Annotated in this window: 14 protein-coding genes; 4 read left to right on the forward strand and 10 right to left on the reverse strand. The window is 40.9% G+C overall.

The features are described from left to right. Nucleotides 1-29: 29 nt before the first annotated feature. Nucleotides 30-296, forward strand: a complete 267-nt coding sequence (gene grxC, locus PN457_RS14675; protein WP_271734121.1) for a glutaredoxin 3 — start codon at nt 30-32, stop codon at nt 294-296. Between the two features lie 166 nt (nt 297-462). Here grxC and PN457_RS14680 read toward each other — a convergent pair whose 3' ends face one another. The 8 genes from PN457_RS14680 to PN457_RS14715 form a co-directional block, all read right to left on the reverse strand. Then, entirely contained in the window at nt 463-588 is a 126-nt protein-coding gene (locus tag PN457_RS14680; protein ID WP_271734122.1) for a hypothetical protein, read from the reverse strand. 35 nt (nt 589-623) lie between these two features. Further along, complete coding sequence (pstB, locus tag PN457_RS14685; protein WP_271734123.1) at nt 624-1,427, reverse strand: phosphate ABC transporter ATP-binding protein PstB; 804 nt, start codon at nt 1,425-1,427, stop codon at nt 624-626. Nucleotides 1,428-1,480: 53 nt separating this feature from the next. After that, the gene (gene pstB / locus PN457_RS14690; RefSeq protein WP_271734124.1) at nt 1,481-2,293 is read right to left on the reverse strand and encodes a phosphate ABC transporter ATP-binding protein PstB; all 813 of its coding nucleotides are present in this window, start codon (nt 2,291-2,293) and stop codon (nt 1,481-1,483) included. A 68-nt stretch (nt 2,294-2,361) separates the two neighbouring features. Then, entirely contained in the window at nt 2,362-3,291 is a 930-nt protein-coding gene (pstA, locus tag PN457_RS14695) for a phosphate ABC transporter permease PstA (protein ID WP_271734125.1), read from the reverse strand. 72 nt (nt 3,292-3,363) lie between these two features. Next, entirely contained in the window at nt 3,364-4,329 is a 966-nt protein-coding gene (gene pstC, locus PN457_RS14700; RefSeq protein ID WP_271734126.1) for a phosphate ABC transporter permease subunit PstC, read from the reverse strand. A gap of 115 nt (nt 4,330-4,444) precedes the next feature. Next, entirely contained in the window at nt 4,445-5,515 is a 1,071-nt protein-coding gene (gene pstS, locus PN457_RS14705) for a phosphate ABC transporter substrate-binding protein PstS (RefSeq protein WP_271734127.1), read from the reverse strand. Between the two features lie 646 nt (nt 5,516-6,161). Beyond that, nucleotides 6,162-6,995, reverse strand: a complete 834-nt coding sequence (locus tag PN457_RS14710) for a response regulator transcription factor (RefSeq protein WP_271734128.1) — start codon at nt 6,993-6,995, stop codon at nt 6,162-6,164. 110 nt (nt 6,996-7,105) lie between these two features. Beyond that, entirely contained in the window at nt 7,106-8,614 is a 1,509-nt protein-coding gene (locus tag PN457_RS14715; RefSeq protein WP_271734129.1) for a sensor histidine kinase, read from the reverse strand. Nucleotides 8,615-9,698: 1,084 nt separating this feature from the next. Between PN457_RS14715 and PN457_RS14720 the strand changes: the two genes are divergently transcribed. The 3 genes from PN457_RS14720 to PN457_RS14730 all read left to right on the forward strand — a co-directional run bounded on the left by PN457_RS14720 (nt 9,699) and on the right by PN457_RS14730 (nt 13,595). Continuing rightward, a complete protein-coding gene (locus PN457_RS14720; protein WP_271734130.1) occupies nt 9,699-10,301 on the forward strand; it encodes a biotin transporter BioY in 603 nt (200 codons plus the stop codon). A gap of 217 nt (nt 10,302-10,518) precedes the next feature. Further along, complete coding sequence (gene lspA, locus PN457_RS14725; RefSeq protein WP_271734134.1) at nt 10,519-10,989, forward strand: signal peptidase II; 471 nt, start codon at nt 10,519-10,521, stop codon at nt 10,987-10,989. Between the two features lie 341 nt (nt 10,990-11,330). Beyond that, entirely contained in the window at nt 11,331-13,595 is a 2,265-nt protein-coding gene (locus PN457_RS14730) for a transglycosylase domain-containing protein (RefSeq protein ID WP_271734132.1), read from the forward strand. A gap of 15 nt (nt 13,596-13,610) precedes the next feature. Here the strand turns inward: PN457_RS14730 and PN457_RS14735 are convergent, their stop codons facing one another. Together PN457_RS14735 and PN457_RS14740 are read right to left on the reverse strand one after the other, a co-directional pair. Next, nucleotides 13,611-14,720, reverse strand: a complete 1,110-nt coding sequence (locus tag PN457_RS14735; RefSeq protein WP_334310771.1) for a DUF4335 domain-containing protein — start codon at nt 14,718-14,720, stop codon at nt 13,611-13,613. Beyond that, on the reverse strand, nt 14,717-15,364 hold the full coding sequence (locus PN457_RS14740) for a DUF3038 domain-containing protein (protein WP_271734133.1): 648 nt from the start codon (nt 15,362-15,364) through the stop codon (nt 14,717-14,719). The genes PN457_RS14735 and PN457_RS14740 overlap by 4 nt, the downstream gene beginning before the upstream one ends. Nucleotides 15,365-15,881 lie beyond the last annotated feature (517 nt).

Below are 15,881 nucleotides of genomic sequence, written 5' to 3' on the forward strand. Positions count from 1 at the left end.
AAGAAGTATTAAATTTAATTGAGGATTTTATGGCTGCCAAAGTTGAAATTTACACTTGGAGCACCTGCCCATTTTGCATCCGTGCTAAGAGTTTGTTGACTAAAAAAGGTGTTGATTTTGCTGAATATTGCATTGATGGAGATGAAGAAGCACGGTCTCAAATGTCAGTAAGATCTCAGGGGAGACGCTCAGTACCACAAATTTTTATTAATGATTCCCATGTTGGTGGTTGTGATGATATTCACGCTTTAGAACGTCAAGGTAAGCTGGATGAATTATTAGCTTCTGATGTCTAGATTAACCCAATATTGAGATTAAGATTAGACATATCTAACAAATCACCTAGAGACGTGAGGTCTCACGTCTCTGGAGGTCTGGGAGAAAAAAGTATATTTACCGGCTTAGTTTGCTCAATAATTTAACTCTAAATGCGGACAAAAACTGGAAAAATCCCTTTCATGGTTAACTATCACGGCGAATCAAGCCGTTGGCACTTCCTCCACTGTCTAAAGCCGATTGGCTTCCGTGCCTTTCGGGGATTTTCTTGTGAATCATGTCAGATATTGCACATTTTTTGATATCAGGCATACTATACATGGCCAGTTGTTCCAAATCTGGTATATTTAACCAAACCTGCCACTGACATAATTTCGGGTATCTTCTTGTTGGGGGTCATTGAAGATGGCTTCTGTAGAACTATATTCTACTAGATAACCACTGCGACCACCTTCCACAACCTGAACGTTGAAAAAAGCTGTCTGATCAGACACCCGTGCTGCCTGTTGCATATTATGGGTGACGATGACAATGGTATATTTTTCTTTGAGTTGGTGAATTAGTTCTTCCACCCGCAATGTAGAAACTGGGTCTAAGGCAGAACAGGGTTCATCCATGAGAATAATTTCCGGTTGCACTGCGATCGCTCTAGCGATACACAAGCGTTGCTGTTGTCCGCCGGATAAAGATGTGCCACTTTGTCGTAGTTTATCTTTGACCTCATCCCACAAAGCAGCTTGTCTGAGACTGCGTTCGACTAATTCATCCATATTCCCTTGATAGCCATTGATTTTGGCTCCAAAAGTAATATTCTCATAAATTGATTTAGGAAAGGGATTTGGTCGTTGAAATACCATCCCAATTCGGCGGCGCACCTGTACAGGGTCGATGTTGGGTGCATACAAATTGTGATCGTAAAAATAAACTTTGCCTTCTGCTCGAAAGGAATCGATGACGTCATTGAGACGGTTATAGCATCGCAGCAATGTACTTTTACCGCAGCCAGACGGACCAATAAAAGCTGTCACCTGATTTTTCGGGATGTCCAGCCAAATATTTCGCAAAGCCAAAAAATTACCGTAGTACACATTCAGATTCTCTGTGCGTAAAACAGTTTCAGTGTCATTCACTGTAGTAGTGTTAGTAGGCATAATAATAGTGTATTGTGGATTTTTGCCCCAGAGAATCTTTCTCTGGTGGTTCCTTAGCCAAAACGACCACTCACATAATCGCGAGTACGCTGATCCTGGGGACTGGAAAAAATTCTCTCGGTGGTATCTACCTCTACCAGATACCCGACGCGATTTCCCCCTTCCAGGGCTTCGGCATTAAAGAAAGCAGTATAATCTGCAACCCTAGAAGCCTGCTGCATGTTATGGGTGACAATGACAATAGTGTAATGCTGTTTGAGATCAAGCATTAACTCCTCAATCCGCATCGTCGATATAGGATCAAGAGCCGAGCAAGGTTCATCCATCAAAATCACATCCGGCTGAACCGCAATAGCGCGAGCAATACACAAACGCTGCTGTTGTCCCCCTGAAAGAGAAGTCCCCAACTTGTGGAGATTGTCTTTAACCTCATCCCAGAGGGCTGCACGGCGGAGGGAATTTTCAACAATCTCATCCATATTTCCCTTAATGCCATTCACCCGCAAACCATAGGCTACATTGTCATAAATCGTCTTCGGGAAAGGATTAGGCTGCTGAAATACCATACCCACCCTGCGGCGGACTACCACCGGGTCAACTGTAGCACCGTAGAGATTTTGTCCTCGGTAAGTAAGGTATCCCTTCACCTTCGCACCCGGAATCAAGGCGTTAGTCCGATTGAAACAACGCAGGAGAGTACTTTTACCACAGCCCGAAGGACCAATTAAAGCGGTAATTTTGCCCTCCAGAATATCCATTGTCACATACTGAAGGGCGATCGCACCCCCATAGTAAACCGATAAATCCTTGACCTCAAAAATGCGCCTACTATCAACGGGACTGCTATTACTAATTTTCTTTTCCATAGTATTCTCAATGTAGAGTGTATAGAAATTGGCTGAGTTTGCAGCCAAAAGAATTGAATTCCCTGATCTTATAACTTCTTCTGCCGACTCAAGTACCGAGCCAAAATACTAAACAACAGCACAATTGACAATAACATCAAGGCGGCGGCCCAAGCCAAACTCTGGGAAGCCTTATAGGGAATAATCGAGAAAAAGTAAATTAACACTGGTAAGGTTGCCACAGGTTCCCAAACATTAGTGGCCCAGAAATTATTGTTAAAAGAGGTGAACAGCAAGGGAGCCGCTTCTCCGGCAGCCCGGGCAACAGATAAAACTATACCAGTAATAATTGAAGTCAGAGCTGCTGGTAAGACAATCTGGACAATGGTTTCAAATTTTGTCGCCCCAATACCCATTGCAGCCAAACGCAACTCATTAGGCACTAATAACAAAGCCTCTTCTGTAGACCGAATAATAATAGGCAGCATTAACACCGCCAAAGCCACCCCACCGGAAAAAGCCGAAAATGACCCTAATGGCATCACCACAATTGCATAGGCGAATAAGCCACACAAAATAGCGGGGACACCGGTGAGTACATTACAGGAAAACTTCACCAAGTAGGCCAACCGAGTTCCCCGACCAAACTCAGCTAAGTAAATAGCCGCAATCACACCAAAAGGAACTGAAATCAATGTACCAATACCCAGAGTCATTAAAGTTCCAATAATGGCATGACCAAAGCCACCCTCAGATAAACCAGGAGGCGGGGGGAGCTTAGTAAAAATATCTGGAAATATTATGGAATTAATCCCCTTTTGAAACACACTCGCCAGCACCCAAATTAGAGGGATAATTACCGCCGCGGCAAACACCATAGTTAAAATGGTCAACACCCGCCCCATGATCCGGCGATGGGGTGCCATGGTTTTCTCACTGATATCAAAACCACTGTCCGTGGCCGATGCCACGCTATCGCTATCATACCCAAAGGAATACTGATTATCTGGAGTACCCATAATTTAATTGATATTTCGTAAACTTAATCTTGCATACACTCGTACTCAAAACTGGGGAAAAGGCGTGATATTTTACTCAATATTTTGGAATCGACGAATAATCATCTCAGCTAAAATATTCACTACTAAAGATAAAAGCATTAGCACTACGCCAGCGTACATTAAAGCCGCAACTTGAGTGCGTCCCGCTTCTCCAAATTGGGAAGCAATCAAACCTGTGATCGTCGATCCGGGTTGCAGCCATGATATGTTAATGCGGTTGGCGTTACCAACGAGCATAGCCGCCACCATGGTTTCCCCCATGGCTCGACCCATAGCCAACATCACAGAACTGATAATGCCAGATAACCCTGCGGGAATCAGCACTCTGAGAATTGTTTCCCAACGGGTTGCTCCCAAAGCTAAGGAACCATTGCGGAGATTACTGGGTAGGACTTCAAAGGTGCTCCGGGTAATAGAGATGATAATGGGCACAATCATAATTGCCAGTACCAAGCCCACAATCAGCAGACTATTGCCAAAAACAGAATCGCCACCGAAAAAAGGAATCCAGCCGAAGTACGTGTTAAGGAAGGTAAAAATAGGTCTGATAGCAGGAATGAGGACAAAAATACCCCAAATTCCCAACACCACGCTGGGAATAGCGACGATCAGTTCAATGGCAAAAGCAATGGGAGTTGTTACCCATTTAGGCGCAAATCCTTCTGTTAAAAAGATGGCTACTCCGATGCCCAAGGGGATAGCAATTGACAGGGCAATCAAGGCAGTGACTAAAGTTCCATATATCTGAGGTAGTACCCCATAAACGTTGGTGACAGGGTTCCAGGTTGTACCGACTAAAAAACCCAGACCAAATTTTTCAATGGCTGGTGTAGCTGCTATAGCGGTCTGTATGATTACCCATAGTAAAACTGCTCCGGCACTGATGGCTAGTATCAGGGTTAGTCCCCAAAATCCCACATCTAGAACCCTAGCGGGACTGATTTGCTTTTCCAGGCTATTCCCGGTTAATTGAGTTGATTTATCTGCCGACATCATGACTTGATTTTTGCTCTATAAGTGGTTATTGTGACATGGTGATGTCCCAACTCAGGTGTCGGGATGAATTTTGGGAGTGTTAGATGTCAAAGACACTCCCAATCATCTCGGATTATTACTTGGCGTTCACCGTGTCAAATACTGCTTTAATTCTCTGCACTAGAGGGTCAGGAATGGGGACATAAAGAAGTTCCTCCGAAAGTGCCTTGCCTTCGGGTCCCAAAGACCATTCCAAGACATTACGCATGGCTTGCCATTTAGCATCGTCCTCATACTGTCGATAGATCATCACCCAAGCTAGACCGACTATAGGGTAGGAATCAACACCCGAAGGGTCTGGAACTAGGAGCGCGAAATCATCGGGTACCGGCTCATCTAGTAGAGCTTTGGCTGCTGCTTCTGGAGATGGGGCTATAAAGTTTCCAGCTTTGTTTTCAATTAAGGCGGAATTGATTTTGTTTAGGGCAGCATAGGCGTAGGATAAGTAACCAATGGCTCCCTCATTCTGCTGAATGGCAGCGGCTACGCCTTCGTTACCTTGTCCGCCAATTCCCACAGGCCAGTCTACTGAAGTTCCTGCCCCAGCTGTCCAGTCTGGGCAGACAGTTTTAATGTGGTTGGTAAATACGAAGGTAGTACCACTCCCATCAGACCGGTGCGCAAAGGTAATGGGTAGGTCGGGAATCTTTAAACCAGGGTTATCTGCGGCGATGGCTGGATCAGTCCATCGAGTAATTTTTCCGGTTACGATATCACAATAACTTTTGCGGGAGAGTCTCAGTTCGAGATCTTTAACTCCTGGTAAGTTATAGGAGAAGGATAAAAAGCCTCCGGTCATGGGAACTTGGATCGGATCGTAATTATGAGCTTCTTTGAAGGACTTGAGCCGACTTGCAGAGTCGGTGATGGGTGCTTCGCTGGCCCCAAAGTCTACGGTTTTATTGATGTACTGCTCCAAACCCGCCCCACTTCCTACGGACTGATAGCTCACCTGGACATTGGGGTTGACTTGGCGATTATAGGCATCAAACCACCTCTGAAAAAGAGGTGCGGGGAATGTTGCCCCGGCTCCGGTAATAGCTATTTTCTGCCCACCACCACCATCCGCTCCTGGGCTACAGGCTGTTGCTACCAACATGATTGGTAGTGAAGCGATGGCTAACACAACTTTGCGATTAAGAACCATGAAAAATACGTCCAGTTTGCGAAAGTACTACGGAGTTATATCAAAAAGACCTTGCTTCATTGGTCATGACAACATCACCGGCATCACAGTCTAGGGTTATGGCGGTAGCAATGGGATTATCTGAGTCTTGCCCCGCGCCACAAGCCCCTAAGCTAAATTACATATCTAACAGCGATGTTTTAGCTGCTAGGCGACTCTTGTTGATTACATGTAGACCTGTGAATTTTTAGTTAATTTATCCAGATGAGCGATATTAGAATACCTCTAAAAGATACGTCTGAAGGTAAACAAAAGGTTAACAAAGGCAAAATAATATATTTTTCTGATCTATTTGCTACATTGAAAATAAAAAAAATGCTACGTAATTTCTTAAATTTTATGGTATAAATTATAAATTTTCAGGAAAAACCAAACTATCCAGTATTATTTTCAGGTTCAAACATGATTTTTCCGCAATTTTTTAGCGATCGCCATTTATTCAGAAGCTAATCACCCAAAGCCTCAAACCACAGAATTCCCTTAAGAATGTCCCGCTCACCTAACGGCATAGCGGGTTAATATCAAAAATATTACTTATTAGCAGATGAAATCGCGTATAAATTTTATCCCTAAATAATATTTGGGGATATTTTTCATTGAGAATTTTCTAATTATTAAGTTCGACTTTGAAACACCCAACTTGATGTTCCTTACGCCAAGCATGAGGTGGTAAACCATGATGTTGACGAAACTGGCGGGAGAAATGGGAAACATCTTGATAACCCAATGCTCTGGCAATTTGCTCAACTGTTTGGTAATCATTTTGCAGTAAAAAACGCGCTCCTTGCATCCGGCGTTTAACAATCCAGCTATTGACAGTTTCTCCTGTCTGCTTTCCCACCTGGTTAGTCAAGTAAGCAGGTGAGTAACCAACTGCTTCAGCTACATCACACAGTGTAATTCCTTCGTGATAATGGGCTTCAATAAATTCAAAAACTTTTTTTAATTGGGGAGCACAGGGAAATATTGATTGAGGTGAGTTCAAAGCTGTGGTCTTATCTGCGGATCCTGATTTTTGAGCTTCCTGGAATTTAGCAGCACACCAAGTTTTGAGCACAGCTTGTCTTTGCAACTGGGTATTAATTGCTCTGAGTAATTCGTCTAGTGAAAAGGGTTTAGTAACATAGTCATCTGCACCTAACTCCATACCTTTGCGAATAGCCTCTCTAGTACAGCTACCCGTGATAAAAATAAAGGGAATAATTGCTGTAACAGGATCTTGACGTAGCATGGTGAGGACAGTGTAACCATCTATATCCGGCATTGTCAGATCACAAAGTACTAAATCAGGTACATACTCCTGTGCTTGTTGGATACCAGCTAAACCATTTTGAGCGTTTATAATATCAAACCCTTTAGCTTCAAGACCCTGTACATAAAGATGGCGGGTAACATGATCATCTTCAATTACCAGAATTTTTTTGACCGATTCGTACTTCATTTTATAGCAACCAAAATTATAATATTAAATGGAACATGGGGATTTTTAAATTGACAAATCTTAAATACTTAAATCAATTAACACTTATAGTAATCAAAACATTCTAATTCTCATAGAAAAGAGGCTTCTTTAACTAGTGGTAACATCACAGTAATGGTAGTACCTTTATCTACTTCGCTTTCCAGATTCACTTGACCACCATGTAAATCTACTAGCGTTTTAATAATCGATAATCCTAGTCCATTACCGGGGATATTCCCAATATTACTTCCCCTGTAGAATGCTTCAAATAATCTTTCTTTGTCTCTGGTTGGAATGCCAATTCCTTGGTCTTTTACCTGAAAAAAAATAGATTTTTCTTGGTAAGTCATAATCAAATCAATCATGCTATTCTTAGGAGAATACTTAATGGCATTTTCTAGGAGATTCTTCAATATATAATCTAATAATTTTGCATCAAAAAAAGCATTGATAAATTCAAAATTAGTCAGAAAATTTATTCTTTTTTCCATGGAAATAATGTGCATTTCCGCCACTAAATTATGACAAAATTTCACTAAATCCAGTGGTTTAGGGTCAAAATTTATTTTGCCTGATTCTGCTTGAGCAAACAACAAAGTATCATCTAACATCTGGCTGATTTGTGCGATGGCTTTTTCTATATTTTCCAGTAATGATTCTATTTTTTGCTTGGTATGCTTGTCTATTTCTTCTGCAACTAAGCTATTACAAAATGAAATAATATTTAGTGGAGTACGAAGTTGATGACAGACCATAGAAAGAAACTGCGCTCTCAGTTCGCTTATTTGTTTAGCTTGTTGTAAAGCGTTATTAAAACTTGACTCTAAATTTTTGTAATCTGTAATATCAATAGCTATGATTAATTCTTCTGGTTTTACAGGTAACTTGAAAATTCCATCAAGCTTAGTTACCACGCCAATTAGCAAGCGTTCCGTACCATCTGATGTGAGGATATTTATCTCCTGGTATTCAAAGTCAGGTAATTCTTTTTGCAAGCATAAATTTATAGGTTTTTTCCTCTTAATTATTCCGTTAAAATCAAAATTATTTAGTAGTTCCTCTTTACTATATCCAGTAAATTTTTGTACGGCAGAATTTACATAAAATATTCTGTTTCCCTGAATCAGAAAAATGTTGGCTTCTATTGTTTCTGGTAAGGTGAATAATATATTGATATTCACCGGTTTTATGCTCAAATCTATGGCTTCATCCCTCTGAGGTCGAACAACAGCACAGGCAAAAGTTTGACCTGTTTTTTTCAGGTATATAATAGAAGTTTCAACTGTAAATATGCGCTGTTGCTTATTACGATAGCGAGATTTAAACGTAAAATAATCTTCTGATTTTATTTTTGATAATCTATGGATATCAAAATCTATATCTAGATGATAAAGCCTCATTGAAAGTAATTCTTCACGGGAATAGCCAGTCATTTTGCAAATTGCATCATTGACAAAAATCAACTGGTAATTTTCTCCTAAGCAGAAAGCTGGTTCTACAGCTTGATCTATCAGGAAATAAGCAAATTTTAAATCTATTTCTGTCTGTATATTTCTGGTAAAATTTGCAAAAAATAACCTATCTTCGCTATAATCCATAAACTTAATATCTCCCTTTCATAAGTCAGAACCATAGGCATTCAAAAATCAAGATAATAGCTCTTAAAAAGACATATATTTATTGGTCTTTGGTAATAATTTAAAATTATTTCATAAAATGTGCTATTTATTTGAATTTTACTAATAACATAAAAAATTTATAAAAATAAACTTACAAGTTATGGAATTTATAAAATATGAAATCTTATAACTCCACCTTCATCGATACTTTTAAACTGAATTTAGGATAATTTTTGATTTCCATGACTCAATATCAAATACAAAATTATCTGCACTATAACTTGACAAACCACTGCTTTTATAAAAATATCAATGAGGTTATACGTGACTTTAATGTAAATGTGCTAAATTGACAAGTGACATTGAACTATTCAGCCAATAACTAATAGTTAACATCTAATTTTCACAGAATAAGCAATCTAAAAGATAACGTATATATTGATATTAGGGTTTGAATGTGTATTTAGAAATATGGGCATAGAGAGTTAACTTAATTCATAAAAACTCTGATACATGATTTACATTATTAAAGATTTAACTATATTTAAGATTATTTATTCATCTACCATGAGGAACATATCTGACGAGCAAACAATAGCCTAATATGAATTGATTTGTGATAGTCGAGACTATTTTTGCTCTAATAGACTGGAAATTTATACGTTCATCTATCTAAAGAAGTAAGAAATGATAATATATGTTTTAATTAAGCTGATAAGAATTAGTGATATTTTATATTGATCTTGTCAACCTGGACTATTAGCCGCTGTTTGCTGTTGTTGTTCACTTTCTCCCGATAATTCAATTCTGGGGCTGAGAATTTTCAGCTAAAACAAAAATCACCTCCGTGCTCACTTCCGGGTTAGTCTGTGGAGTAACTCACAAAAATACACATCTAATACTTTTTTCTGATACCTTGACTAAGGAAATCAGGAGGATAATGTTTGTCATAATAAAACATAACGACTAAGTCAGTATAAATATGTATAATTCAATACTGTCCCTAATAGTTGAATACATAAATAACTGATAAAAACATTGTTTGAGTATTTGTGCAAATAAAATGGCTGGAAGTGTAGAAAATGTGGGAACTATTCAATTACTATGGTCTATGGTTGGTTTGCTCCTCACCATGGGCGGTACTTTCCTAGAAGCCTATAGTATTGCCTTACCTTGGACTGGGAATAATCAAGGAACTGAGATTTTTTCTTTGGGTGTTACCTGTCAAGTTGGTGCGGTACTGTTAGTAGGTTGTTTAGGAGGTAAAAATGCTGGCGCACTATCGCAAATCGCCTATTTAGTCATGGGTTTAACCTTGCTACCTGTATTTGCCGATGGTGGCGGTATTGGATATGTTAAACTATCTCAGTTCGGTTATCTGTTAGGTTTTATCCCTGGAGCGTGGATTTGTGGATCTTTGGCATTTCAAGCTAGACCTAAGCTGGAAACCCTGGCTTTCAGTTGTTTGAGTGGCTTGTTAACTGTCCACTTCTGCGGTATTACTTATTTAATCATCAGTTATATTTTTCAGTGGAAAGGTACGGAAAATTTGCCTCTAATGCAAGCAATCCTTAAATATTCTTGGTTTGCACTGCCCGGTCAACTAGCTGTAGTGTGTGCTGTTACCGTAATAGCATATGTATTACGTCATTTAATGTTTTATTAGTTATGGCAGAGCTAGTACGACAGTCAAGTAAAAATCGAAAAATCCATTTATAGGCTTTTGACCAATTTGAAATGATTGGGACTAATTGTACATTTTCTCGGTAATTATATGTACTTTTATAGACAAAGAGGAGATGGTGATTTTGATATCCATTTAGTAAATACTATTTTTATTGACATTAACCTCTACTATCTCTCACGCCCTAGTTGCTAGTTTCATGCGTTTAAAAAATCATCTCTTTTGGATTACTGCCTTCATTGCTTTTTTCTTAGATCAACTAACAAAATATTGGATAGTGCAGACCTTTAGCCTGGAACAGACATTACCAATTATACCAGATGTATTCCATTTCACTTATGTTACTAATACTGGGGCAGCTTTTAGTCTGTTCAGCGGGAAAGTAGAGTGGTTAAGATGGCTATCGTTGGTCGTGAGTTTGTTATTGATAGCACTAGCATGGTTTGGCCAGAATTTAAGTCGTTGGAATCAGTTAGGCTATGGTTTGATTTTAGGCGGAGCTATGGGGAATGGTATTGATCGGTTCGCTTTGGGGTATGTGGTTGATTTCCTGGATTTTCGCTTGATTAATTTTGCCGTATTTAATATGGCAGATTCATTTATTACTATTGGTATTATTTGTCTATTAATTGCTTCTTGGGAAAAAGCACCCAGTCATAGTGACAGTTAAAGCTAATCTGAACACTTGATAAATGAAAATCAAAGTATCCCCTCAACTTCCCATGTCAGAGAGAATTTTAATGTCAATTAATCCTTAAAGATATTACCCTAATATTTTCAGAAATTATAGATAGTCAGGGAGTATGGACTCACAATATTGTATGCTTGGAAAGAGTAATGAACCCGAGTTGGTAGGTTTGATGAGTCGATATTTTCTTGGTGTAAGATTGAATTAGTAAAAACTACCTATAGCTAATTTCTGCTGTGACTGATGTGTACAATGGTGGAATATCTGTATCGAGATTGTCAAATCGCCCGAATGTTTGCCAATAATTCTGATGTAAATAGCCTATGAGTTCCCCCCAACCTCCTCATAAGCCACAAACTGTACTTGGTCAACTGACTCAAGCAGTACAGACACTTCAAGCGAGGGTTGACTTTTCCAAGTTGGCGCTGAAGCCTAATGCTAAAGTACCAGAGATATGGGTGCAGGATACGGGGGACGAACGTGAGGTATATCCCTTGTTAGGCGATCGCTATATAGTAGGTCGTAGTTCCAAATCCTGTGATATAGTCATTCGCAATCCAGTTGTCAGCCAAATTCACCTATCACTCTCACGGGATTCAACTCAACGCACCCCTGTTTTTGTCATCAAAGATGAAAACTCCACTAATGGTATTTATCTGGGGAAACGCCGAATTAATCGATTAGAACTGCGTCACGGTGACATTTTTACTTTGGGACCGCCAGAACTCGCAGCTTCAGTGCGGCTACAATACTTTGACCCAGCACCCTTGCATATAAAAGCAGCAACTTGGGCGGCCTATAGTATGGCAGGTGTGAGCGCCTTAGTGGGGTTAGTCATAGGGGTGGAATGGCTAAAATTTTCCGTCAGACCCTTACCCACTGCTAGCAGCGCCCCTATAGTGATTTATGCCCGCGATGGCTCGACACCCTTACGCGAGCCTCGGAGTACCTCTCATGTAGACCTTAAGAGTTTAGAGGACTTTGGCTATTTACCCGCAGCCATAGTGGCCTCAGAAGATAGTCGTTACTATTGGCACTTTGGCGTTGACCCTTTAGGGATTTTGCGAGCTGTGTTAGTCAATACACGCAGTGGAGATGTACAGCAGGGGGCTAGCACCATTACCCAGCAAGTGTCCCGAAGTTTGTTCCGGGACTATGTAGGCGCTCAAGACTCCTTGGGACGCAAACTGCGGGAAGCTATTGTTTCCTTGAAGCTAGAAACTTTTTACAGTAAAGATCAAATATTACTCATTTACTTAAATCGAGTATTTTTGGGGGTGGATACATCCGGTTTTGAGGATGCGGCTCGTTATTACTTTGATAAGTCAGCCAGAGAATTAACTCTCTCAGAAGCTGCAACATTAGTGGGAATTTTACCTGCTCCCAACGCTTTTAATTTTTGTGGAAATAACCCCAATAGGCTACAACTAGTTGACTATCGTAATCGCGTGATTAGGCGAATGTTGGACATGGGGAAAATTTCCGCAGAACAGGCCAATCGAGCTAGGCGCTCCCCAGTCCAGATTAACCCCAAAGTTTGCGAACGGCAAGCCAGTACCATTGCTCCTTACTTTTACCAGTATGTATTCCAGGAATTGGAATCAATCTTGGGGGTAGGAGTTGCCAGAGAAGGAAATTTTATCATTGAAACCCAGCTCGATCCCAAAATGCAAGCAGAGGCGGAAACAGCTTTGCGTAATCAAATCAATAAAGCTGGTTCTACCTTTGGCTTTTCTCAAGGAGCGATCGTTACCCTAGACACTAGAACTGGTAGTATTTTGTCGATGGTAGGCGGGACTGATTTTGGAAAAAGCCAGTTTAACCGTGCTGTTCAAGCCCAAAGACAACCGGGTTCTACTTTCAAGGTTTTCGCTTTTGCAGCCGCCCTAGAGAGGGGAATACCAGCCTCTAAAACTTATTCTTGCGCGGCTCTACCCTGGCAAGGCTTTACCTATAGGCCTTGTAGAACCGGTGCCCAGAATTCCTTAGATATGACGACTGGCTTCGCCCTGTCAGAAAATCCCATTGCTCTGCGAATTGCCAGGGAGGTGGGGCTAGATAGAGTCGTATCCACCGCCAGACGTTTAGGAGTCAAGTCATCACTCGAAGCAGTTCCCGGCTTAGTACTGGGTCAAAGTGTAGTCAATGTTTTAGAAATGACTGGTGCTTTTGGCGCCATTAGCAATCGTGGTGTTTGGAATCCACCCCACGCAATTAGCAGGATTATAGACAGTAGTGATTGTCAAAATAGTCAGGATTTAAAAACTTGTCGTGTTGTCTATTCCTTTGACGAAAATCCGGACGCTAACCAGCGAGTTTTACCCACAGGTGTAGCCGATGAAATCAACCAGATGATGCGCCAAGCAGTAACTAGCGGTACTGGACGCGCCGCGGCTATCGGACTGGGGGAAGGTGGGAAAACCGGCACCACTGATAAAAACGTTGATCTCTGGTTTATTGGTTCAATCCCCAGTCGCCGGTTTGTAACTGGCATTTGGTTGGGTAATGACAATAATTCTCCCACATCCGGCAGCAGCGGGCAAGCAGCCCAACTTTGGGGCAATTATATGAGACAAATTACCAGATAAGGAGGGGGTGAATAATCACTGATATCCCCGCCAAGGGCTAACTTGCAGAATACCATCTCTGGTAAAAACTACTTTAAATTGGGCTATTGGTTCATTTGTGAGAGAACCATTAGCGGGACTGTGCAGCAATTTGGGTAGAGGAGTTGATTCTATGCCCTCATTTGCTCCTTGATTTACCGCTTTATAACCAATGATCGCACCATCAGGATTTACACCTACTCGATAGACTAAATCTTCTCTTAATTCTGAGCGACTAGTCCAACCTAGATCAATTTGTTTATAAATTTTTCCATTCAGAAGACGTAGTTGGGATGAATTAGTAATTTCTGTAGCTGAATTTAAGAGTGCTTCTAAATCTCTGATTTTGAGTGCTGTATCCACGATTGGAGTGGCTACATTCAGGTCAGTTGCTGGGGAACTCTCTGGAGTTTGTATATTTGGGGGTGTTATGTTCTCTGATGCAGCCGAATTGGGGGTGGGTGCTATGGATACAGTCTCTTCTTGCTCCTGGGTTGCTGGTGGGCGCGTCTCAGGGGCAGGAATTAGGCTCAAAGCGATGGCGGCAACTGCTACAGTTGAAATTCCTATACTTGCCGCTACTCCCTGCTTGAGTAGAAATTCATTAGGACTACCGTAACTTCTAGGCACGGGCTGTAATTCTAATGACAACTCTGGTAGGGTTTGGCTGTCAGCAAAAAATTGATCCACAGCTTCAACCAGGTCAAATAACTGCACTGTATTCAAATCCATTTGAATGGGCGGTTGATTATAGTTAGGCTGAGACTGAAAAACATCTACAGCTATTTCAGAATGCACAATTAACCGGTGCCGATTAGTGTAAATTTTTTGTAACTCCACTAATTCTGAGTCTTGATTATGTGCTTGGGGGTTTGACACATTACTCAAAAATTCTTGAGCATAGCCACTCACAGCCCGGACTAGACTCTCAAAAAATTCTCGTCCGCCTACTAGGGGCTGACTATAGCCAGATATATAGCATTCTGCATTGACCAATATGGATAATTCTGGACGCATACCTTGATAGTATGCTGCTTTGGCTACATCACTGAAACCCTCTAACAGCAGTGTACAATTAGGTAGACTGTACTTACGTTGAATATTCATTCTACTTCACCGTCAAAAAGACTAATCCAAAATCGCTGCATTCCAGCTGTACCAGTACAAAATAGTAATTGTCCCAACAAATTGATTGCTAGTTCATCTAATTTATCGTCAGAATCTAATGCCATTACGGTAGAACGTCGGGGATTCATTCTACTTCTGAAATGTACTCGAAATCGCTCTAGGTAATTCGATAGGCGCAAATTCTGTACCAAAGGTATCTGCTTTTCACTCATTTGCTGATATGTCATCAACATTTGGCGAATGACAACGGTTAAACGCCGCGCGATGTAGCTGGCAATAACTACTAAAGCTTTTGCTTCCATGATAGTCAAGGGACGGCGAATATGAGCTCTTCGCAGTGGGTTAGAGCTCCGCATTCGCCATAGATTTACTCGGTTTTTAATAATTCCTTTCAGTTCTAACTCATCAGCAAAAGCCAGAATAGCTTCGGAGCTACCAAGTTCTAAAGCTTCAATTGCCAGTAAAATTAGATCAACTTGCAGTCGGGTTCTAGCCGGACAACCCTGTGCTGCCTTGGCGAAGCTTACCATAGGCATCGCAGGGTCTGGTAAAGTATCCAGAATCATCGGCAAGGATGGGGGGGGTGGACTATTCAATGGCGTTAAGCTGGCTGAGACATTCATTCTATAAATTACCTTGTGCAGAGCTAATAGGCAGAATAAAACTAGTACAACTAATTTAAAGGAGCTAGAACAGGCTTGAACCTGTTTCAAACTTGTTTGTAGTGCTTAAGCATTGATTACTTTTTCTGCTGTCCAAAGTTCGGTAAAAATTAGGTAAATAAATCTCTTCTTGTCAGTCAGAAACTGATTTACCGATTTTTTTGTCGGAGGTAGTTCTCTTGGAGACCGTGGCTTTGTAGAAGTCTTTATGTAAGTGGGAGTGGTATTACAGTTGCAGTATCTACCTGCTTTGTGCGGTACAGATGCCAAGTTGCTCTAAGTAACGCCATCAAAAATCACCTCCGATTTAGTTGTTTTGAGTATAGTAAAAGAATATATTTAGGACTTACGCAACTGGCACAGGCGATCGCTACGCAGAGCTTGCATCTGTGTGTAGCAATCGCTAAATGAAAGCACATTGGTATTATATAAGTGATGTCAATGGCACGGGGGGATGCCTAGTGCAGTTGATAGTAGA

The sequence above is a fragment of the Anabaenopsis arnoldii genome, from assembly GCF_028331025.1.
GTDB lineage: Bacteria > Cyanobacteriota > Cyanobacteriia > Cyanobacteriales > Nostocaceae > Anabaenopsis > Anabaenopsis arnoldii.